Annotated in this window: 13 protein-coding genes and 1 tRNA gene; 5 read left to right on the top strand and 9 right to left on the bottom strand. The window is 36.3% G+C overall.

Annotated elements, in window-relative coordinates; translation table 11 throughout:
- The first annotated feature begins 77 nt into the window (after positions 1–77).
- Positions 78–153: transfer RNA gene (locus ABWU75_RS01745), tRNA-His, on the top strand.
- Between the two features lie 73 nt (positions 154–226).
- Positions 227–646: a hypothetical protein gene (locus ABWU75_RS01740; protein WP_353286943.1), complete on the top strand. Its 420-nt coding sequence runs from the start codon at positions 227–229 to the stop codon at positions 644–646.
- A 265-nt stretch (positions 647–911) separates the two neighbouring features.
- On the opposite strand, the gene ABWU75_RS01735 is transcribed toward ABWU75_RS01740, so the two are convergent.
- From ABWU75_RS01735 to ABWU75_RS01715, 5 genes are all read right to left on the bottom strand, one after another.
- Positions 912–3,113, bottom strand: coding sequence for a hypothetical protein (locus ABWU75_RS01735; RefSeq protein WP_353286942.1), 2,202 nt, complete (start codon positions 3,111–3,113; stop codon positions 912–914).
- Between the two features lie 119 nt (positions 3,114–3,232).
- Positions 3,233–4,567 carry an alanine:cation symporter family protein gene (locus ABWU75_RS01730; RefSeq protein ID WP_353286941.1) on the bottom strand — a complete coding sequence of 445 codons (1,335 nt, stop codon included), beginning with the start codon at positions 4,565–4,567 and terminating at the stop codon, positions 3,233–3,235.
- Between the two features lie 262 nt (positions 4,568–4,829).
- Positions 4,830–5,333 (bottom strand): protein-disulfide reductase DsbD domain-containing protein, encoded by a 504-nt coding sequence (locus ABWU75_RS01725; protein ID WP_353276210.1) that lies wholly within the window; start codon positions 5,331–5,333, stop codon positions 4,830–4,832.
- 567 nt (positions 5,334–5,900) lie between these two features.
- Positions 5,901–7,550, bottom strand: a complete 1,650-nt coding sequence (groL, locus tag ABWU75_RS01720) for a chaperonin GroEL (protein ID WP_353286940.1) — start codon at positions 7,548–7,550, stop codon at positions 5,901–5,903.
- 100 nt (positions 7,551–7,650) lie between these two features.
- A complete protein-coding gene (locus tag ABWU75_RS01715) occupies positions 7,651–7,941 on the bottom strand; it encodes a co-chaperone GroES (RefSeq protein WP_373457551.1) in 291 nt (96 codons plus the stop codon).
- Positions 7,942–8,114: 173 nt separating this feature from the next.
- Here ABWU75_RS01715 and ABWU75_RS01710 point away from each other — a divergent pair, with 173 nt between their 5' ends.
- Complete coding sequence (locus ABWU75_RS01710) at positions 8,115–8,921, top strand: YgfZ/GcvT domain-containing protein (protein ID WP_264732065.1); 807 nt, start codon at positions 8,115–8,117, stop codon at positions 8,919–8,921.
- Positions 8,922–9,070: 149 nt separating this feature from the next.
- Positions 9,071–9,532 (top strand): dUTP diphosphatase, encoded by a 462-nt coding sequence (gene dut / locus ABWU75_RS01705; protein ID WP_264688252.1) that lies wholly within the window; start codon positions 9,071–9,073, stop codon positions 9,530–9,532.
- Between the two features lie 218 nt (positions 9,533–9,750).
- On the opposite strand, the gene nusB is transcribed toward dut, so the two are convergent.
- From nusB to yidC, 3 genes are read right to left on the bottom strand one after another with little or no spacing between them, the layout of a single operon-like run.
- On the bottom strand, positions 9,751–10,233 hold the full coding sequence (nusB, locus tag ABWU75_RS01700; protein WP_264732067.1) for a transcription antitermination factor NusB: 483 nt from the start codon (positions 10,231–10,233) through the stop codon (positions 9,751–9,753).
- A complete protein-coding gene (locus ABWU75_RS01695) occupies positions 10,233–10,661 on the bottom strand; it encodes a 6,7-dimethyl-8-ribityllumazine synthase (RefSeq protein ID WP_253309653.1) in 429 nt (142 codons plus the stop codon). The genes nusB and ABWU75_RS01695 overlap by 1 nt, the downstream gene beginning before the upstream one ends.
- Positions 10,639–12,339 (bottom strand): membrane protein insertase YidC, encoded by a 1,701-nt coding sequence (yidC, locus tag ABWU75_RS01690; RefSeq protein WP_353286939.1) that lies wholly within the window; start codon positions 12,337–12,339, stop codon positions 10,639–10,641. The genes ABWU75_RS01695 and yidC overlap by 23 nt, the downstream gene beginning before the upstream one ends.
- 134 nt (positions 12,340–12,473) lie before the next feature.
- On the opposite strand from yidC, the gene ABWU75_RS01685 reads away from it, so the two are divergent.
- The gene (locus ABWU75_RS01685) at positions 12,474–12,989 is read left to right on the top strand and encodes a TIGR02281 family clan AA aspartic protease (protein WP_182182693.1); all 516 of its coding nucleotides are present in this window, start codon (positions 12,474–12,476) and stop codon (positions 12,987–12,989) included.
- Between the two features lie 6 nt (positions 12,990–12,995).
- On the opposite strand, the gene secF is transcribed toward ABWU75_RS01685, so the two are convergent.
- Positions 12,996–13,871, bottom strand: coding sequence for a protein translocase subunit SecF (gene secF / locus ABWU75_RS01680; protein ID WP_353286938.1), 876 nt, complete (start codon positions 13,869–13,871; stop codon positions 12,996–12,998).
- Positions 13,872–14,877 lie beyond the last annotated feature (1,006 nt).

Here is a 14,877-nt window from a genome sequence, read left to right as displayed (position 1 = left end):
CTTAAAACCCTCTACAAAAGGAGAGTTAAATAATCAATTGACTATTTGCGCTCGTATGTTAGATATTTTATATCTTGGCGGGCGTAGCTCAGTTGGTAGAGCGTCAGTTTGTGGTACTGAATGTCGCCAGTTCGATCCTGGTCGCTCGCCCCACTAAAATTTTCTGCTTGACGGAGATGTGAACAAATGGTAATATTATTATTTATTGATTAATTAGGGAGGTTGTATGGATAAAGGAGGTTTAATACTTTTAGGTGTAGCATCAGTAATAGGAGCACTTACAGGTTTGGGATTGAGTTTCACAGCTTTGTCACCTTTGGTTATAGGTGGAATTGTTGCTGCCGTTCCTGTAATATTATTGGCTGCATGTAGTATATGCAAAGGAGGATGCTCCAAGAAAGATCTTTTCAGTATGGCCGTTTCATGCGTTGCAAGCGCTGCAATTGGAGTTGGCCTTGCTGCAGCCGCAACTGCTATTTTTCCTGGTGCAATGCTTGGAATGGGCTCTGCAGCTTTAGCAGGTGCAACAATAGGAGTCATAGCGCCGATTGCAGGGTTGTTTGTAGTTGAGAAAGTGGACGATTATATTATATCACCTATAATTGAGCACTTTTCTTCAAAAGGGAATGGGTGCGAATCACCTTAAACCAATTAAGTAAGGTTTCTGCTTTCTGTTATTCTAGTGTGCAGCATATAGCTGTACGAACATTTGTTTGCAAAGGCAGTGTGTTAAGTGTTATAGCCGGTTTTGCCTCAAACACAAAGGCAGTGCCTGGACTCTTGCTTCAATGTTAAACAAAATACTATAGAATTCAAAATGCAAAAAGAAATGTTCAACATTGTATCAGAATGGTGCTATATTGGGCCTTAACTTGACGCGTATGCTTTTTTGAACATTCCCTAACCTCAATTTATATTGAAATACCTTTATTGGTATCTTTTTCTTGTTGTGACTCGGCAATACGTTTAGTCCAATCCAGTGGCCTTTTATTTCTGTTACCTAATGCAATTCTATTGCGATCATAACTATCAGTGTGTTCCGTTAAAGTATCTTTTCTTTCTTCTTCTATTACTCCAATTTTCAGTTGTGCTTCATCTTTCTCTAGTAATTTATATAGATTACTATTTTTATCTACAATTGAATTAGTGTCATTGTTTTCTTGTTCTGCCACTGTTTTTATGTCTGTTGAACTGTCTTTTAACAATCCTGCTGCTAATAAATGTTCTTTGGTTTGTTCACTAATTCCTTTTTGATCCACCGGTTTTAGTGGGAACTTCTGAGTTTCTTTATCCAACTTACTGGTAAATTCCGTAAGTAGAGTGTCATCTCTTTGTTCAACATTCATTAGGCTCGCTTTTAACTGTCCAGGATTTACTTGAGATTGTCCATGATTGGCATGAGTTGGAGATGAATAGCCCGAATCGTTTGTTTTTACATCTGTTGAACTGTCTTTTAGCAACCCATCTTCTTTATCTTGTGACAGTTTATCAGTAGGATCAACTTGCCTTAATCCTCTATTATCTTGCTGTGATCTATCTCTGATTTCTTTAAGAAGATTTTCAGGTGGAGTTTGGTCACTTTGTTCAATGTTCTCTAAGCTCCTCTTTGGCTGCTCAGGATCTACTTGAGGTTGAGCATGAATTTGAGGTGAATAGCCCGAGTCACTTTTGCTATTGGGTTTTGGAACAGAAAGTGGCTGTTTACTTTCTTCCCACTCAGCATCACTAGCACCACGGTTATCACTGTCATGTTCATGTATATTTGAATAAGGCAAGTAAGGAACTTTGTCCTTTAATGTTTCTAATATAGAAGACGTTGATTCATTTTTCCTGCCTCCTTCCATTGATGCTCCGCTACCATCAACAACACCAGTGCGCCGTAAGCTGTTTCTCTTGAAATTTCTGATGTCTTGTAATAGATCGCCTTTGCTATTTCCTTCTTGTTGCTGGGTTTTAGGTTGTTGCTGATTATTAGGTGTTTGCTCACTTCTATCTGGTTTTTGGCTTCCAGGTACAGCATGTCCAAATGTAGGATTGTCATACCGTTCATCTTTTTGCCTATTATCTTGATTGTGGCTTACAGACTTGGTGAAAGTAGAACTGTCCGAAGGATCAGAAGTTGCACCTTTTTGCTGATTATTAGGTGTTTGCTCATTTCCGCGCAAGCCATCTGGTTTTTGGCTTCCACTCCCTTGCTCATTGAAAACATCTTTTTCAGGTGTAGTTCTAAGTGGTGGCAGCGAAGGGGTCTGAGACCCAATTTCTCGATTCATATGAGTAGCTTGGTGTTTTTGAACAGGTTTTTTGACCTCTTGCTCAATATCTCTACTGTTACTTTTTATTGCGATTTCAGATGATTTGTTAAGGACTTGATTGTCTTTTCCGTCATGTTGCACCTCATTCACTTTTCCTTTTTCCCTGAATTTTATTTCATGCAAGAATAAACCACCTATTTTTACATCTTGATTCGCTTCTAACCGTTCTAGAGAAAAATCATCACCTTTAACAAGGTCTACACCGTTAGCATCAATCTTAATTTTGATCTTGCATTCTTCCCCTTTCGCGTACCATTTCAGAGTCATCTCATATGAACCATCGGTTACGACATAATGTCTTATTTTTTTCCCTCCTTCCTCGGCAACAAAACCATGCATTCCGCTCTTTCCATCACTATGCAACGTTGAAAATCCCGAGATTCCATTCTTCTGACAAAAATCACTGTTTAAAAATTCGCTGATTTTGAACTCTTTCTTGTTATCCTCCAGTGTAATACTGGCATGATTACCGTATATTGAAACTTTTTTATCTTCAACATCATCATTAATGTTATTAGCACTAGTAATATATTTATTCAACTCTTCTTTAGCTTTATCTTCAAGCTCTTGTCTAGCTGTCTTGTTGCATTCCTGAAGAATAACTCCACATGCTTTATTTTTGTTTTCATCTTCGTCCCAATTCCAGTCGGCGTGTTCTGTTAAAAACTTTACTATGTTAAAATCAACTCTAACATTATAAATTAGGTCGTCTTCCTTTTTTATTTCATCAAATAAAGGAAAAAATTCTTGAACGCGCTCATTATAAATGTGTTTTTGTTGTATATTGTTAGTGTTCATATACCCCTCACTAATAACCCTCTGCCTTTAGTTCTAGCTAATACTAGCTAATGTAATTATCACGAGCATTGGTTGAATTTTTATTAAGGAAGGTTGTGTTGTTACTCAGATGGCAACTTTTAGTTGGCGCCTAATTTTAAATATCTGTTGCTCACAGTAAACACTTCTGGATCTTTAGAAGTTAGCTTGAGTATGGCGAGTATGTTGATAAATAACAAAGCAGCAATCGAGATATCAGCGACATCCCATAGCAACCGGACTTTACCCATCGCACCAAGCGGAATGATCATGGTAAAAATTACAATCCAGATTTTAGTGTATTTATTATCCATAGACACATAGCGTATTGTCTGTTTTGAGCAAAAAAACCAAGTAAAAATAGTAGTAAAGGCAAAACAAAACATTATGGCCATAATTAAATAGTCAATATAGGGCCAATTCATAGCTTTTCTAAAAGCAAATATGCACATGTTAGTACTCTCTAAATCAGTGATCCAAGAATCTGTGACAAGCAGTACCATTGTTGTAATAAACACTATAAATGCAACTATAAAAGGCGATATTATTGTAATTAGACTCTGCTCAATAATAAATTTATTATTATTTTTCTTAGGAACAATTGAAGAATGTACGATTCCTTCGAGGCCAAGCCCTATATCTGTTGCAAAAATACCTCGCAAAGTTCCGACTTGAATAATAGTCAACATTTCTAAAATCAAACCTAGAGATAAACCAGAGTTAAAGCTACTAGTTGTAAAAAAACTGCTTGTTATTAATTTTAGAGAAGGAAGGATATTTTCACTAAACTTAAATAATATGATACCGCAAAGTGTGAGGTAACTTACCGTCATTATCGGTATCATAGCCGATATAAAAATTTTAATTTTTTTTAAGCTGAGAACTGCAACAACAAAAAATATTATGGCCATTACAATGCCACCAATGACTACAGGCACATCTATCATGTTAAGTGGTATTGATAGAGAATTTACCTGAACAAGGTTACCAACTGTTATTGAAACCATCATCATAACAACCAGAAACACAATTGTAGCTTTTCTAGAATTAAATGCATCAGCCATGTAGACTACAGGGCCACCTATAAACCGTCCGTTCTTTTCCTTTCTGGTTTTTATACTTAGATAACAAGTGACATATTTTATCACAGAAGTGATAACAATAATTATTGCCATCCATAAAATAGAGCCCGGTCCTCCGGTTTTTAGAGCAACAGCAGTTCCTGAAATGTTTCCTACTCCTAAATTTCCCCCTAAGATTGTAAACAGGGCGGCTATAGAAGAAAATTTATTTTCCCCTCTTTTAACTCCAATGAGTGAAAGGGCGTACGGCAATCTAAATATCTGTAGCCATTTTAGTTTAACCGATAGGTAAACACCAGCAACTAGCATGAGTAATATTGTTGGCAGTAATAAAACAAACTTTACTGTATCCATCTGTAAAAGTGAGATTTTTATTTAAGTATACAACAAAAATTGAGAATACCTAACCTATTTTCTATTAGAGTTCGTATGACTTCGTTCCTGTCATCCTAGCGCTCCTTTCTTGTCATCCCAGTGCGTGACACTGGGATCTAAATTTTTTATGCGAAACCATTATGTTTATATACTTGTAGGCCCAAGTTCCTCACATAGTGAACAAAAAAGTAAATGAGATTCCAGTGTCACGCACTGGAATGACACCTACCCCATGAGAACTCTATTTTTCATACCACTCATTTATAAGTTTATTGATATCAGAATCTATGAAATCCTTTAGTGGTTGCCTGGTTTTTATCTCAACATTTTTAGGGATGCATCTATCTTTACATATCGCATAATTTATATGGAAGTTAAGGTCAATATACCCTTGATTTGAAAACACATTCATCTTAAAGGGAAATAATACCATATCCTTATATACGTTACTGATAAATATCTCTCTTCCTACTTTATCTCTATGTTCCTTTGGAGTAGGCCAGTAAATATCTATGTTTAATGTGTTACCCTTACAATCAAAAGAAGTGGGAAGACCGAAATCTCCAGGATCTTTATAATATATGTGCCAGCCTGGTTCTACTGTAACCTTTATTGCACCTTTAAGAGTGAGGTTTGCTTCATTTATCTCGCCAATAAGTAAATCAAATTTTGCAATTTCCTCGTCAGCATATAGTTGAGCGCAAGAAAAAAATAAAAACAATATTAAATATATATATATTTTCATTAAGTTAAATTTCTCCTTTTATAGAGAAAGTGATTTAGATTTTAATTATTACATTTAATAGCATTATATAGATTATTTATTAATATAGCATTATGCTATAGCTAAACTGACTTACAACAATCTAAAAAACGACAAATTCGTCATTCCGCTACTTGTTAGCGGAATCTATGCCGAGATACCGCGAATGAATCACGGTATGACGTAGGATTGCTGTCGTCCTGCTACGTGTTAGCGGATGAGATACCGCGAATGAATCGCGGTATGACGGTTCGCGGCAGCATGACAATAAGCTCGTCATCCCGCTACGTGTTAGCGGGATCTATGCCAAGAGATACCGTGAATGAATCGCGGTATGACGTGTTGCTTGGGTCAGCTATAGTATAAATATACTAGGGATTATAGTTTTCTTATGCTGCCTTTTTGTTATTAGACAACCACAATATAAAAGAGTGAAACGGATGCAAACAGTAGTGCCTTTCTGCACCAAACGTATTACCTTTAACGAATAGTAAAATGTGAGATTTTTTGGAACTACCGTGGAGCAATTGCTCCACGGCTTCACTCTACTCAGAATCCACCCATGCCACCCATTTCTCCTGCGCCCATAGGAGATGAAGCATTTTCTTTGCTTGGTACATCAACTATCATAGATTCAGTAGTAATCAGCACACTCGCAACAGATATCGCTGTTTCAAAAGCAATACGCACCACTTTTGCTGGATCAATCACACCAGCTGTAAATGCATTAGCGTAATTCATAGCCTCAACGTTGTATATAAGCTCTTTATCATTCTGCTTAATCAAATAGTCAATGATAACAGCAGATTCAAGACCAGCATTTTTAACTAACCTTCTAATTGGAGCACTGAGAACTTTCTTGATAATGTTTATGCCTATTTGCTCTTCGTCACTTGCACCTTTTAATTTGTCGAGAACAGATGAAGCATAAAGAAGTGCAACTCCACCACCTGGAACTATGCCTTCTTCAATTGCAGCTCTTGTTGCATGCAGCGCATCTTCAACTCTATCTCTACGTTCTTTAACTTCCACTTCAGTTGCTCCACCAACTTTTAGCACAGCAACACCACCTGATAATTTCGCTAAACGTTCTCTTAGCTTTTCTTTATCATAATCAGAAGTTGAAGTTTCAATTTGAGATTTGATCTGCTCGATTCTAGCTTTCACACTGTCAGAATCGCTATTTTCGCTGACAACTGTGGTATTATCTTTAGTAATTTTAACATTTTTAGCAGTACCAAGATCATCAAGTGTCAGATCTTCCATCTTGATTCCAAGTTCATCTTTTATGACGTACTTAGCACCAGTCAAAGTTGCTATATCTTCGAGCATTTCCTTTCTTCTGTCACCAAAACCTAGAGCTTTTACTGCAGCAACTTTTAAACCACCACGCAATTTATTGATAACTAAAGTGCTTAATGCTTCACCTTCGATATCCTCTGCAATAATAACCAAAGGTTTACCAGATTTAACAACAGCTTCAAGAATAGGAAGTAAAGGTTGAATAATATTTAATTTTTTCTCTGTAATTAATAGATAAGGATTATCAAGCTCCACGATCATTTTTTCATTATTTGTAATAAAATACGGAGAGAGATAACCGCGATCAAATTGCATGCCAGTAGTCAGCTCAACTTCTAACTCTTTTGAACCTTTACTTTCTTCAACAGTGATTACACCCTCTTTTCCAACTTTTTTCACGGAATCAGCGATACTGTTACCTATATCCTTATCACCATTTGCAGAGATTATCGCAACTTGCGCTACTTCATCCATTTTCTCTAGAGAAATTGTACGAGACATTGATGCAATTTCCTTTAATATTACATCTTTTGCCTTCTGTATTCCGTTTTTAATACCAACACGATCGTTTCCAGCAGCAATTGATTTTGAAGCTTCCATGATCATGCTGCTAGTTAATATTGAGCACGTTGTTGTACCATCACCAACTTTGTCGTTACATTGAGAACAACTTTGGGCAAAGATGCTTGCTATTGCAGCATTTAGTGGTTTTTCAGGCTTGATACCCTTCATCACCTTATAACCATCTTTTGTAATTTCTGGTGCTCCATAGGGCTTATTAATCCCTACTGTTTTTCCTCTAGGTCCCGCAGTTATTGCTACCGTTGAATCCACTATTGCTGCGACTTCACGAAAGGCTTCTTGTAACTGCTCACCTGATACTACTACATTAGTCATTTTTATCACCTCTTGTTAATAAAAAATTTAGAAAACTATAATAAAACCATTTACAATGCGTCATGTTGCGCTTTGTTTCAATTTAGTAAAATAAAGACTGCTATTTAATGACAGCAAGTATATCGGACTCTTTCATCACGATAAGCTTTTCATCATTATGTTCTATTTCTGTACCAGCCCATTGACGATAGAACACTTTATCACCAGCCTTTACAGTTAAAGCTATGCGTTCGCCATTTGAGTTGCGTGAACCTTCACCAGTTGCTACAATTTCACCTTTAGTAGGTTTCTTTTCAGCACTTGATGGAAGCATAATTCCACCCTGCTTTTCCTCGCTAATAGGCTTGATCAGCACGCTATCATCCAATACATTTAAACTTATACTTGACATTTGCTTTTCCTCTCAACAAATTAACCTATAACTTTATATATATACTCGTAAGTTAGATTTCAAGGGCTGGAGCTTGTAAAATATGCACACCATATAAAATATGCACGCCAAAAGCAGTTTCTAAAAGAGCCTAATGTTATATAATAAAATTTAGGTTTATTTATAGAGATTTCATGAGTTATATACCATTCTTAAGTCGTGGTGTGATAGTGCTATATGGGCCTGACACTAGAGATTTTCTGCAGGGCATTATAACCAATGATATTAATAAGCTAGATAGCCAAAAAGCTATTTACTCTTTATTGCTTAGCCCTCAGGGAAAATACCTATATGATTTTTTTCTTATTGAATATGGTAGATATATTTTCTTAGAGTGCGAAAATGTGCACTTACAGCAAATAATCGAGAAACTAGATTTACTTAAAACTTATTTGAGAGTGAAAATTAAAGACATTAGTGCACTATATAAGGTTGGAGTTTTGTTTGATACTAAGTTGGCGGAGTGTAGTAGTAAGTCACGAGTTATTTTTCAAGATCCAAGGCACAAGCTGCTAGGAATGAGGATCATACATAAAGATGAAATAAAAGAACCGGTTGGAGATTTTATTCAGTATGAAAAAGTTAGAATTAAAAACCTTGTCCCAGATGGAGCAAAAGATATGGTACAAAATTCATCGTTCCCATTGCAATATTTAATCGATAAGGCAAACGGTATAAGCTTTAATAAGGGGTGTTACGTAGGTCAGGAAGTCGTAAATCGAATGAGCAGACAAGAAATATTCAGAAGAAAACTTTATCTTGTTGAGGGGGATAACGCACTTCCAGATATTGGCACTAAAGTGACAAATGAAAATAATGAGGAAATAGGGGAACTGCGCTCTAGTGTAGACAACATTGGACTTGCATTGCTTAATACTCAAAAAAGTCATGCAAATTTATATGTCGATGGGGTTAAGTGCGTTAAGACGTTGTATAATTAAAGTCTTAAGGTAGCGCATATAGAAACGAAAAACTTATTTTATGGCCTAGCGTCACGCACTAGAATGACATCATTTACGGTGTAACATTTATTACTTTTGCAGATACAATTTACATGCTATAATTGAATCTTCATAGTTGGTAAATTGGAGTGCAAAGAAGTAAAATTAAAGTAGAAATAAAGAGATTATCACACGGAGAAGACTTGTCTCTTCCATGTTATGCAACTACGCAGAGTGCTGGTATGGATCTTTATGCTGCATTGAATGACTCTGCTGTTTTAAATCCACTTGAGAGATTACTTGTTCCAACTGGAATTGTGATTGCAATACCAAACGGTTTTGAGGGGCAAATCCGCCCACGTTCTGGTCTTGCTGCAAAACATGGAATTACTGTCTTAAATTCTCCGGGCACTATAGACTCTGATTATCGAGGTGAGGTGAAGATTTGCCTAATTAATCTAAGTAATCAGTCGTATGAGATAAAAAGAGGAGATAGAATTGCACAAATCCTTATTTCTCCTGTATCTCAGGTAATTTGGGATGACAGAGAAGAATTCTGCACAGAAGAAACCGGTCGCAATGCAGGGGGCTTTGGCTCAAGTGGCAGGTAACTTACGAAAAAGCTTGACTATGGTGTCATCCCAGTCTGGGATCCAGCTAAGTTGGTAAGCATAAAAGCAGCCGTTTTATGTTAAAATACAACGTTTTGATGATTATGAAAAGGCTGGATTCCAGACTGGAATGACACCACCTGCCACGCAAATTGCAATGTTCATACAGCTATGTGTCAGCTACTCGGATGACACCCTGTGTTTGCTGGCTATAATTGCTAAGGATTTTTATTTAATTTAACTGCATCTTTTGCCTTATCCAATAACCCATTAATAAAACCAATTTCGCTTGGTTTATCAAGTAAATCAGATGCAATGTTAGTATATTCATTAATGACAACTGGAACTGGCGTATCACAATTAGCTAACTCACATATTGCAACACGCAAAATAGATAAGCTTATAAGATTTAACCGTGAAAGGGACCAGCTTGGGTGTAAGTAAGACTCTATTATTTTATCATATTCTTCACTGCTTTTTATAACCTTATATAACAAGTTTTCTAAGAACTGATGTTCAAATTCTTCACATTCAAATATATCTTTCAACTTACTTATGTAGTTCTTAAGTTCACAATTTTCCAATTTAAAAGTGCTTTTGTTGTAACCTACAAAAATATTTGAATAAGCAACTTGTACAGCAAGAAATCTTGCCGTACTTCTTTTTATGCGCCACTTTTTATCTACTGGTTTTTCCTCCATTATTTTAATTTATTGTGTAAATCTATCATATGCAAAACAGTTGAGGCTGCATGGCCACCAACGTTCTTTTTGTTTTTGTCAGCTCTAACTAGTGCTTTATCTTTGCTGTCAGCGGTAATTACGCCCATACCAAAGGGTATTGCATAATGCATAACAACCTCATTTAAACCTTCGATTACCCCTTTACAAACGTATTGATAATGATCAGTTTCACCGCGAATCACGCACCCAAGAGCTAAATAACCGTCATAATTAGCATTCTTGCTTTTTACTGCAAAGAGAATTGTAGCTGGTATCTCAAATGCACCAGGAACTTCAATTATGTCATAGCTTGCATGACTTTCTTTTAATCTATCGACTGCACCTTCAAGCAAAAGGTTTGCTATTTCAGCATAATAAATTGAATTAACTATTAGTATTTTCGACATTTACTACCACTTTTTTCGTTAAAAACAACTTTATTAATGATTGTTGAATTAAAGTTATAATATTACTAAATATCCAATATATTACCAGGCCGGCAGGAAAAGAAGAAAAAATAAAGACAGAAATGTAAGGTAAAAACTTCATAACATTTACTTGAATATCATCTTTATTGGTTTGATCTTTCTCACTTAGCTTCTGCTGAATTATCATGGTGGCACCGAAAATTATAGGTAAAATGCCTATAGAAATAGGAAAGTTATAATTAAACAACCCAAATAATGTAAAGATGTTCGTTGGGTCAGGAGCTGAAAGATCCTTAATCCATAAAAAAAAAGGAGCATGTCTCATCTCTATAGTAACAAATAATACTTTATATAGAGCAAAAAATACCGGTATTTGTATTAGCATGGGAAAAATGCTCGACATTGGGTTTACATTGTTTCTCTTGAACAACGCAATTGTCTCTTTGTGCTGCTTTAAGCTGTCATTTTTATACAACTCTTTTATACGAGTTAATTCAGGCTGCAGGCTTTTCACCTTGAACATCGAAATATATGATCTATTAGATAAGGGAAGCATCAAAAGTTTGATTACTAAAGTCAGCAATAATATTGCTAAGCCAAAATTTTTTAAAACGAAGTTAAAATATTCAAGCAGTAAAAACACTGGCTTGGTTATAAAATAAAGAACACCAAAATCTACAGCTTTATCAAACAAAGGTATATTGAGAGTATCCTTATAAGAATCCAGTAAATTCAACTTTTTTGCTCCAGCAAAAAAATAATTCACATTAGAAACACTTGCGCCAGGAAGTATGCTCTTATAAGGCTTGACAAAATCTACTTGAAATTTATCAATATCATTAGCGTTAGTATGCTTAATGCTTACATTTATTTTATCGGATTTCTCAGGTATGATGGCTGTAAGCCAGTATTTATCAGCAAAACCAAACCAATTTTTTTCACTCGTGCTTGCTTTTATTAAATGTTTTTTGGAAATATCCTTATATGTCCACTCCTCTAGTTTATTATCAAATGCACCCAGTACTCCTTCATGGGATATCCAATAAGATTCGTTGATATTGTCACGTTTACGGTTAATTCTACCATAAGGAACCAAAACTACATTATCTTTTGTATTGTTTTCAATAATTTGCTCAACTTTAAACATGTAGTTATCGTCAAGGCTAATTTTCATTCTAAATAAAATGCCATTTTCATTATCCCAAAATAAATTGACCTCTTTTTGATTGAGTTTATCTGCTTGCCAGACTGTTTTAGAATCTGGAACTTTAATCTTTTCATTCGGATCGAGCCACCCAAATTCTGCGAAATATACATCTTTTGATTCTGCAGGTGACAGTAACACCACTTGTGGAGAAGAAGAACTCGGTTCTAAGTGGTAGTTAGTTAAGATTAAGTCATCAAACCTTGCACCTTTCAAAGAAATTGATCCTTTAATCATGTTATTGGTTAAACTAACCCTCTGTTCTCGAGTGGAATTAATAATTTCAGAACGATTTTGGTGTATTATAGGAGCAAGGTCGTTAAAAGATTCGATATGTTCAATCAATGGCTGGTTTTGGTTTGCACTAAAAAAATTATCATAAATAATGCGCCAAGATACCATGATCAACATGGAAAGGATAGCTGCTAAAATTAAACTTTTTGCTTCTGACATGAAATTAAATCAAACATATCTTCTTAAAGTGTACATTAAATATTGTACTAAAACAATAAAATTTACTTATTTTTAATAATAACTTTTAACGCTAATCTTTAAAATTTATTTTAATAGCTTCAAATTTTAACAATATGAACGCGGTGAAAAATCTAGTTATTTGGTTACTAATAATAGCTGCCACTTCAATGCTTATTGATTCACAAAGGGACAAACTAAGCGACAGATTTCTCAGTACTTTTTTACCATATAAAGGGAGAATTCAGAATAGTGGTCAGAATAGTGGAAGTATCGAATTTACGAAATCATACGATGGACACTTTTATATTCAGGCTCAGGTCAATGATCGCAATATAACGTTTTTGCTTGATACCGGAGCAACCGATATTGTTCTATCACAAAAAGACGCATTACATGTTGGTATTAACTTACAAAACGTTCAGGATTTTAAAATATATGAAACTGCTAAAGGTCAAATAAAAGCTGGTGTTGTTCACATCCCTCAGGTTAAAATAGGGAATTTTTTAGTTAATGATGTACAGGCGAGCGTTAACACTCATTCTATGTCTCATTCACTACTTGGAATGAGCTTTTTAAGGTATTTTCATTTCACTATAAGAGATAATAAGTTGATATTATACCGCGACTAAACACTTCTACAATCTACTTATCAAAGCTCTGTAGGTTAATATAGGAGCAGAAATAAATATTGCAGAACAAGTGCCAATCAAAATACCAAAAAAAATGATCAAGCTGAAGTCTCTCACTGCATCTGTGCAGATTAATGTCAAAGGAAGAGCAGCAAGAAGGGTTGTACCCGAGGTTAATATAGTGCGAAATAATGTAGCGTTGATACTTGCATCTACTATCTCACTCATCCGCCCACTTTTACCACTCTTGCAATACTCTCGAATCCGATCGTATATAATTACTGAGTTATTGATTGAATAACCAATGACAGTGAGGAGAGCTGCAGCTGATGAAATATTAAACTCAATGCCAGTTAGGCTAATAAAACCAACAGTTAAAATCACGTCATGAATCAGTGCTGTTATTCCACTGAATCCACATTGCCAATTAAATCTAAACCAAACGTAAAAAAATATTCCAACAATCGCGATCAACATGGATAACATTCCTTCAAATATTTGTGTTGAGCTTATTTGTGGGCCAACATAGTCTATTTTACGATAGCATATTGAGCTACCTAGCTTTTCTTCTAGTATGCTTTTTATCTTTTTGATTTTATCTTCATCTCCTTCATCTTTAAAACGCATGACTAAATTATCACCCGCTTTTGAACTCTGCACTGTAAAACCATTTTCTTTTAATGCATCGAGAATAGAGTGATTCTCATCTGAAGATTTTATCTCTATCAAAATTCCGCCTGCAAAGTCTATGCCTAAGTTCACTCCACGCAGCACAACAGTGAGCATTGAAAAGATGATAAGAATAATGCTAACGAGTGCAGTCAAATCCCTATATTTACTAAACTTGATATCGAGATTATCTGGAATGAGTCTAAGTGCCATGCTATTTACTTAAAATAATCACTTGAATTTTATATACTTTTCAAAAAATTCACTAGTTTATTCTGTGATTGGACTTCTCTGTCATCCGAGTAGCTGACACACAACTATACGAACATTAGACTTCTTGCATAACCCAAACTAAGCAGAAAAAAGATACAAGGTGTCATCAAAGTAGCTTGACACTGGTTCCTTTATGACGGCAGTGTCCCTATGATGTCATGCAAGTAACCTCTATGATGTCATTCAAGTAGCTGACACTGGTTTCCATCCAAAAGGGTGTCGTCCCAGTGCCCAGACTACTTGGATCCAGGAAACTTAACTCTACACTAAGTAAATGTACAATAAGAACTAGATTCCAGACTGGAATGACAGCGGTCCTACGTCATACCGCCGCGGATAGATCCCGCTAACAAGTAGCGGGATGACGAATTACTATACCGCCGCGAACCGTCATACCGCCACGAACCGTCATACCGCGATTCATTCGCGGTATCTCTTAGCCGCTAACAAGCAGCGGGATGACGAGGTTATCGTCATGCCACCGCGAACCGTCATACCGCCACGAACCGTCATACCGCGATTCATTCGCGGTATCTCTTAGCATAGATCCCGCTAACACGTAGCGGGATGACGAATTGCTTAACCGTCATGTCACCGCAGACCGTCATACCGCCACGAACCGTCATACCGCGATTCATTCGCGGTATCTCTTAGCCGCTAACACATAGCGGAATGACGAAGTTATCGTCATGCCACCGCGAACCGTCATACCGCCGCGAATCGTCATACCGCCGCAGACCGTCATACCGCCGCGGTATCTCTAGATCCCGCTAACAAGCAGCGGGATGACGGTTGTCAAGGTAGTACCTTCCCCCGTCATCCCAGTGCCCTTATAATGTCATCCCAGTGCGTGACACTGGGATCTCATTTTACTTTATGACGGTGTCATCCTAATACCTTCCCCTTTCATCCCAGTACTGGGATGACACCCTACTTAACCGTCATA

The organism is Wolbachia endosymbiont (group A) of Anthophora plumipes (assembly GCF_964028115.1).
GTDB lineage: Bacteria > Pseudomonadota > Alphaproteobacteria > Rickettsiales > Anaplasmataceae > Wolbachia.
This window is presented reverse-complemented; position numbering and strand designations above follow the sequence as displayed.

Bases quoted from the DNA above. Each gene is read 5' to 3' on its own strand.
- ABWU75_RS01740 (WP_353286943.1), top strand. From the start codon at position 227: ATGGATAAAGGAGGTTTAATACTTTTAGGTGTAGCATCAGTAATAGGA.
- nusB (WP_264732067.1), bottom strand. From the start codon at position 10,233: ATGGAGGAAAAACCAGTAGATAAAAAGTGGCGCATAAAAAGAAGTACG.
- ABWU75_RS01685 (WP_182182693.1), top strand. From the start codon at position 12,474: ATGAACGCGGTGAAAAATCTAGTTATTTGGTTACTAATAATAGCTGCC.
- groL (WP_353286940.1), bottom strand. From the start codon at position 7,550: ATGACTAATGTAGTAGTATCAGGTGAGCAGTTACAAGAAGCCTTTCGT.
- ABWU75_RS01725 (WP_353276210.1), bottom strand. From the start codon at position 5,333: ATGAAAATATATATATATTTAATATTGTTTTTATTTTTTTCTTGCGCT.
- ABWU75_RS01695 (WP_253309653.1), bottom strand. From the start codon at position 10,661: ATGTCGAAAATACTAATAGTTAATTCAATTTATTATGCTGAAATAGCA.
- yidC (WP_353286939.1), bottom strand. From the start codon at position 12,339: ATGTCAGAAGCAAAAAGTTTAATTTTAGCAGCTATCCTTTCCATGTTG.
- secF (WP_353286938.1), bottom strand. From the start codon at position 13,871: ATGGCACTTAGACTCATTCCAGATAATCTCGATATCAAGTTTAGTAAA.
- ABWU75_RS01730 (WP_353286941.1), bottom strand. From the start codon at position 4,567: ATGGATACAGTAAAGTTTGTTTTATTACTGCCAACAATATTACTCATG.
- ABWU75_RS01710 (WP_264732065.1), top strand. From the start codon at position 8,115: ATGAGTTATATACCATTCTTAAGTCGTGGTGTGATAGTGCTATATGGG.
- ABWU75_RS01715 (WP_373457551.1), bottom strand. From the start codon at position 7,941: ATGTCAAGTATAAGTTTAAATGTATTGGATGATAGCGTGCTGATCAAG.
- ABWU75_RS01735 (WP_353286942.1), bottom strand. From the start codon at position 3,113: ATGAACACTAACAATATACAACAAAAACACATTTATAATGAGCGCGTT.